This is a genomic window from Candidatus Alcyoniella australis (assembly GCA_030765605.1).
Taxonomy (GTDB): Bacteria; Lernaellota; Lernaellaia; order JAVCCG01; family Alcyoniellaceae; genus Alcyoniella; species Alcyoniella australis.
The window spans coordinates 1-5,455 of the sequence record JAVCCG010000156.1 but is presented as its reverse complement, the minus strand read 5'-3'; the positions used below and the strand labels follow the sequence as shown (position 1 = coordinate 5,455).

The following is a 5,455-nucleotide window of genomic DNA, read 5'->3' as shown; positions in this document are numbered from 1 at the left end:
TTTTAACGCTCCAGTTAAGCAATCCAAATAAATCCACTTTTAGTTTATTTTATTGATAATCTTTAGCTTTATTTTCCGGGCTCAGGCATATCGACCACACTACATCGCCATTTGTGGCGCGGGGACGATGCTTGCCCTAATCATCGATTTTTTAGCCAGCGCAAAAAGCGCCTATTCAGTGGCTGCAACTCGTTTCCACACCGGCGAAACCCGGCCCCTCGACCAAGCTCGGGGCAGGCAAAGGGTAAAAGGGAAAAAGGGCTCAAGGGTAATTTTTCAGTCCCGGGAAAGTCGAAATCCAATGTAGTAGCCGCGAGCATCCGGCCCGATCCTGAGGCGACTCGATGCGCGTATGTTGAACGCATTGTAGTTCCAGGAACCGCCGCGAACAACATGGGAATCTTTCCATCGGTCGTACCAATCATCGCACCATTCCCAGACGTTGCCGGCCATCTCCTGGCAACTGTGGGGGCTCGCTCCCTCGGGGTATGACCCGACTTCATTGGTATCCCCAATGTCCGATGATTCGGAATTGCAGAATGCAGAATCGAACTCATCACCCCAGGGATATTTCCGCTGATCATTGTCTCCCCTGGCCGCCCTTTCCCACTCTTTCTCCTTGGGCAGACGATAGTGTTTTCCCTCTTTTTGGCTGCGCCATTTGCAGTAGGCCGCAGCATCGTGCCAATTCACAAACACAACCGGGTGATTTTCCTTGCCTGTGCGCGGATTCCAATTTGCTGATTCTTCATCCCCCCTTTCCCAATGCATAAGGAATCGCTCCTCGTTGCGGACTCGATTGAAATACTCTGAGTCGTTATCAATGAATACCTTAAATTCCGCATTGGTCACCGGGAATACGCCGATATCAAATGCACCGGTTTGCTCACGTCTGGCCGGGCTCTCATCAGGTTTTCCATCGTCGCTGCCCATCCAGAACTCGCCCGCCGGGATGCGCACCATTTCGCCCGGCTTTCTGCGGCTTTTCGTCCGTCGCACACCCTTTGATTCCGGTTTATCGATTCCAGTAGCCGCGGCCAATTCGATATACTTTCTTATCTCCCGTTCATCGTTAGGAAATACCTCTAATTTTGACTCACCGCCCGTGACAAGAATTGCACACACATCTTCATACCAGTCCCCGGTAATTACCGCATCCCAGTCCGTCAGCTCTTCGGGAAGTTTTAATTTCGGCCCTGACATTTGCTGGTCGTCCTTTGAGATTGCCTGCTGAATATCGAACAGAAGAGACGGTTTTTTCTCTATCCAGCGGATCAGCTCCGGATTGGCCAACGATCTGAGCAGCGTCCACTTGGCCAGCAGGTCTGGCTTATAATCAAACTCCGTGTCCTGCTTTTTCCGAGCATCGGCCAAAGCAATGTTGGTCGAGAGCATGTTGATCGCGCGCTTGCAGGCCCGCGGTCTGCGTTGCATCACGTCCGAGACCAGGTCGCAGTAATTGGTAAGCTGCTTGTCGCCCTTTGTCTTCTCTTTTATCAGGGCCTTCATCTTGGTCTGTGCGGGTGTGGGAAGGTTGATCGGCAGTTGGATGATCTTCTCCAGATATTCGCCGGGATCGATGGGGATCTTCGCGGATTTGTTGAGTGTGAAGTCTTGGTAACGAACCTCGATCCCGCGCCGGATAACGCGCTCGTCAACGCCGATGACAAAGAAGAATCCGGGGATATCGAGAAAAACCTTGATCCCCTCCAACAGCTCGATCGCCTTTTCCGGCAAACAACGGTCCAGATCGTCGATACAGACCACAACGCGAAAATCCTTGACCTCCGCTGTCAGCTGCTCGGTCAGGTTGTAATATAGGCTTTGATACTCATCCTTTAATTTATCTATTTTTTTTCTTTTGGCTGATTCTTCATAGGCCAATGCCCTTTCCACATCGATCTCAACACTCGCCAACCCTCCGGGCAACGAAACGCCGAGCTTGGCCCCGTGGGCCAGGGCCGCCGGGATCATTTTCACCTTTTTCAAGAATCCCTTAACCGTCTTTCGGACAGTGGGGTCTGGTGTCTTGTAACTACTCAGTGCATCGGCCAGGGCATGAAAGAACGGGATGATCAGGTGCTCTTCCTGCACAAAGCGCCAGGGGTTGAACCACACCGTCACCACTGCATCCTTCTTCGTCGCGGCATCGAATATCCAACGCAGCACCGTGGTCTTGCCCGAACCGTATTGGCCGAACAGACCGATGGTGAACGAACTTTCCAGGTCCTGCGCGTCAATGATTTTGCAGATCACATCGCGGAAGATCGAGAACCCAAGTTTGTCCTTGTCTTTATCCTTGCCTTCCTTTTCCAGACCAGCCGGGCCATCGTCGAGGATCAGGATCTTATCGTTACTCATGGGGCACCATCGATTATTGATTACAGCAGGGGGAACCTATCGCCCGATTAAACGTCGATTCTATTTCATCGCTACCAAGCTAAATAATATTCTAACTTATATTTTTCTTTTCCGCACTACCTCGAACAGGCCCAGGGCTCCGGCCACCGAGGCGTTGAGCGATTCGACCTTGCCTGCCAATGGGATCGAGCAGACTAGGTCGCAGGCTTTAAGCACGGTGCGGCCCAGGCCTTTGCCCTCGGCGCCCAGGGCCAGCACGGTCTTGTCAAACGGGTCGAGGTCGAACAGCGAGCAATCGCCCTGCATGTCCAGCCCCACGCACCACCAGCCGCAATCCTTGAGCGCAATAATTGTCTGGGCCAGGTTGGGCACACGGGCAATGGGCACGTGGGCCAGGGCTCCGGCCGAGGCGCGCACCGCTGTGCTCGAGAGCGGCGCGCTGCGATCTTTGGCCAAGATCACGGCCGCTGCTCCGGCAGCATCGGCGCTGCGCACCAGGGCTCCAAGGTTGTGCGGGTCCTCAATGCCGTCGAGCACCAGCAGCAACGCGGGCGGCTCAAGTTTGGCGGCCATGTTGAGCAGATCCTGGCGGTCGAGCAACCGCACATCGATCGCCAAACGCGCGGCGATCCCCTGATGGTCGCTGGCGCCGCAGAGCTGATCCAGGCGCGCGCGGTCCACGCTGCGGACCTTGATATGGCTGGGCAGGGCCGCAGCCAGGCTGTTTTTTAGCCGACCCAGGGCCTGGGGCGTGGCAAACAGCGCCTCGATACGCGTCGGGTCGGCACGCAGCAGCTCGAGCACCGCGTGCGGCCCCTTCCACCACTGTTCGTCGTCATGGCGATTGTCCGGCTTGTGACCCATGCTACTCCTTAATAATGCTGATCAGCGGGCCGCAGCTCAGCTCGCAGGACGCGGCCGCGTATAGCTCGCAGGGTGTAGGCCATGCGACCCTCCTTGGGCTCGAAGCTCACCTGTCGCGGCACAGCCTCGAAATGCCCCGCGCCGCTCAGCGGCTTGCCCTGATACATCTTATGGATCTAGGCCAGCATCCGGCTGGGCCTAAGCTCCGAGGCCCAGAGCGCGAAGCATCCGGGCTTTTCGCAGGCGCGCGCCGGCAGGCGCGAGTTCTCGCGCGCGTTGGGGTTGGTGATGATCACGATCTTCTTCATAGCGTAATTATCCGGGTTGATTATCCAATGGACTGGGCACAGATAGCCCACGGCGGTTGAACGGTCAAGGCCTGTTGCGTAGTATCGACGGCAACCAGGAAGGAAACATTATGCACAGCATCGAGCAGATCGACCTACGCCGACTCTCCGAGATCAGCGCGCCCGAGCAGGCGTTCCTCAGCCTTTACGTATCCCAGCCGCGCTCCCTGGTCTCGCTGAGCAGCCGGATCAACAACGCCCGGCATCTGCTCGGCGATAGCCCGGACGAGCTGGAGCACTTCGAGCACAACGTGCGCCTGCTCGAAAAACACCTGGAAGACAGCCCGCTGAAATCCGGCGCAATGTGTGTGCTGGTCTGCTGGGCCGAGGATTTGATCGAGGATTATCGGCTCGAGCTGCCGCTGCCCGACCTGCTGATCGTCGACAGCTCGCCCTACATCCGGCCCCTGGCCCGGCTGCAAGACGAGTACGAGGAGTTCGCCGTAGTGGTGGCCGACAATACGGCCGCGCGGGTCTTCATGGTCAGCTCGGCTCGTCACGAGCACGAGAGCCGCGTGCGGGGCAACGTCAAGAACCACGTGCGCAAGGGCGGCTGGAGCCAGCAGCGCTACGAACGCCGCCGCGACAAGCAGCTCCAGCAGTACTCCAAGCAGATTGTCGAGCGACTGATCGAGCTCGAGCGCGAGGACCCGTTCACCCGGCTGATGATGGTCGGCTCGCGCGAAACTCTGGCCGAGATCCAACGCGAGCTGCCCGACCAACTCTTGCGCAAACTCGTCGGCACCAAACCGCTTGATTTGGGTCAGGGCGAACAGTTCGTGGACCACGAGCTGTTTCAAATGCTGGCCCAGGACGAGCGCCGCCAAGAGGCCGATTTGTGGCAACGCATTCGTAGCGAATATCTGCGCCACGGCCTGGCCGCGGTCGGCCCGCAAGACGTGCTTGAGGCCGTGCAACAAGGACGCGTGGATCAGGCGCTGATCAACATCGGGTGCAAGATCCCGGGCACGCGCTGCCGCGATTGCGAGCATCTGGCGCCGCAGGCGATTGCCACCTGCCCGGCCTGCGGGTCAAGCTCGGTGTTCGAGGTCGACCTGGTGGAACAGATCGTCGATCTGCTCAAACTGACCAGCGCCCATGCCGAGTTCGCCGAGCCCCTGCCCGGCCTGGCCAAACTCGGCGACCTGGCGGCATTGTTACGCTACTGAACAATCAATCGGGGGGCCGAATCATTGATGGACAACAGCAGCCTGATGCATATCGATAAATAGGACATCTCTTTTAAAGCGAATCCAATGATCTCTAGAAGGGCATGCATCTCGTATTTTTTAGCCGCCGCATCCGGCCTGGGCTTGGGTTGCAAGTATCTGCCGATCGTCGAGGACTGCCCCATCCCATTGGACGATAACAGATATCAAGCGGGGAACGGTTCGGCCGACTGCCGGGTTCTTGATCGGGCGCCTTCAAAGGACACGAACGACCCTGATATCATTTTTATGATTTCAGACTGCCTGAGGCACGACTATTTCAATCAGAACATCACGACCAACCTTTGGGAGATGAGCAACCGCGGAATACGGTTTGAAAACTACTTTGTCAATGCCGGATTTACCAAAGCATCTTGCGCATCGTTGTTTTCCGGCCTGTTGCCCCGGTTCGAGCGCTTGGGAGAAGCCGACACTGCGGGGTTCGATCATCTGTGCCAAAACCCGCTACGTTGCAAAGGTCAATTCTCCACGATTCCCAGAAGTCTGATCACGTTTCCAGAGCTGATCAAGAAGTCGAAGAAATATATAACCATCTCCGCCACCCAAAACCCGCTGACCAGCCATAAATACGGTTACGGAAAAAAATATTGGGATTTTCATAAATATATGGGCGAGCGCCCCGGCGAATACGGCGGAAAACGGCTGGCGGAGGAG

6 protein-coding genes are annotated in these 5,455 nt (G+C 56.6%); 2 read left to right on the top strand and 4 right to left on the bottom strand.

The window, feature by feature from the left end:
* Positions 1–276 precede the first annotated feature (276 nt).
* The 4 genes from P9M14_18510 to P9M14_18495 all read right to left on the bottom strand — a co-directional run bounded on the left by P9M14_18510 (position 277) and on the right by P9M14_18495 (position 3,533).
* A complete protein-coding gene (locus P9M14_18510; GenBank protein ID MDP8257743.1) occupies positions 277–2,361 on the bottom strand; it encodes an SUMF1/EgtB/PvdO family nonheme iron enzyme in 2,085 nt (694 codons plus the stop codon).
* A gap of 96 nt (positions 2,362–2,457) precedes the next feature.
* Positions 2,458–3,225, bottom strand: coding sequence for a 23S rRNA (guanosine(2251)-2'-O)-methyltransferase RlmB (gene rlmB / locus P9M14_18505; protein ID MDP8257742.1), 768 nt, complete (start codon positions 3,223–3,225; stop codon positions 2,458–2,460).
* Between the two features lie 8 nt (positions 3,226–3,233).
* On the bottom strand, positions 3,234–3,392 hold the full coding sequence (locus tag P9M14_18500) for a hypothetical protein (GenBank protein ID MDP8257741.1): 159 nt from the start codon (positions 3,390–3,392) through the stop codon (positions 3,234–3,236).
* 9 nt (positions 3,393–3,401) lie between these two features.
* Positions 3,402–3,533 (bottom strand): hypothetical protein, encoded by a 132-nt coding sequence (locus P9M14_18495; protein ID MDP8257740.1) that lies wholly within the window; start codon positions 3,531–3,533, stop codon positions 3,402–3,404.
* 110 nt (positions 3,534–3,643) lie between these two features.
* Here P9M14_18495 and P9M14_18490 point away from each other — a divergent pair, with 110 nt between their 5' ends.
* Positions 3,644–4,741 (top strand): Vms1/Ankzf1 family peptidyl-tRNA hydrolase, encoded by a 1,098-nt coding sequence (locus P9M14_18490; protein MDP8257739.1) that lies wholly within the window; start codon positions 3,644–3,646, stop codon positions 4,739–4,741.
* A gap of 87 nt (positions 4,742–4,828) precedes the next feature.
* On the top strand, positions 4,829–5,455 hold a 627-nt coding region (locus tag P9M14_18485), incomplete at its 3' end, for a hypothetical protein (protein MDP8257738.1).

Coding starts and splice junctions, on each gene's coding strand:
- rlmB (MDP8257742.1), bottom strand. CDS start 3,225: ATGGGTCACAAGCCGGACAATCGCCATGACGACGAACAGTGGTGGAAG.
- P9M14_18500 (MDP8257741.1), bottom strand. CDS start 3,392: ATGTATCAGGGCAAGCCGCTGAGCGGCGCGGGGCATTTCGAGGCTGTG.
- P9M14_18510 (MDP8257743.1), bottom strand. CDS start 2,361: ATGAGTAACGATAAGATCCTGATCCTCGACGATGGCCCGGCTGGTCTG.
- P9M14_18495 (MDP8257740.1), bottom strand. CDS start 3,533: ATGAAGAAGATCGTGATCATCACCAACCCCAACGCGCGCGAGAACTCG.
- P9M14_18490 (MDP8257739.1), top strand. CDS start 3,644: ATGCACAGCATCGAGCAGATCGACCTACGCCGACTCTCCGAGATCAGC.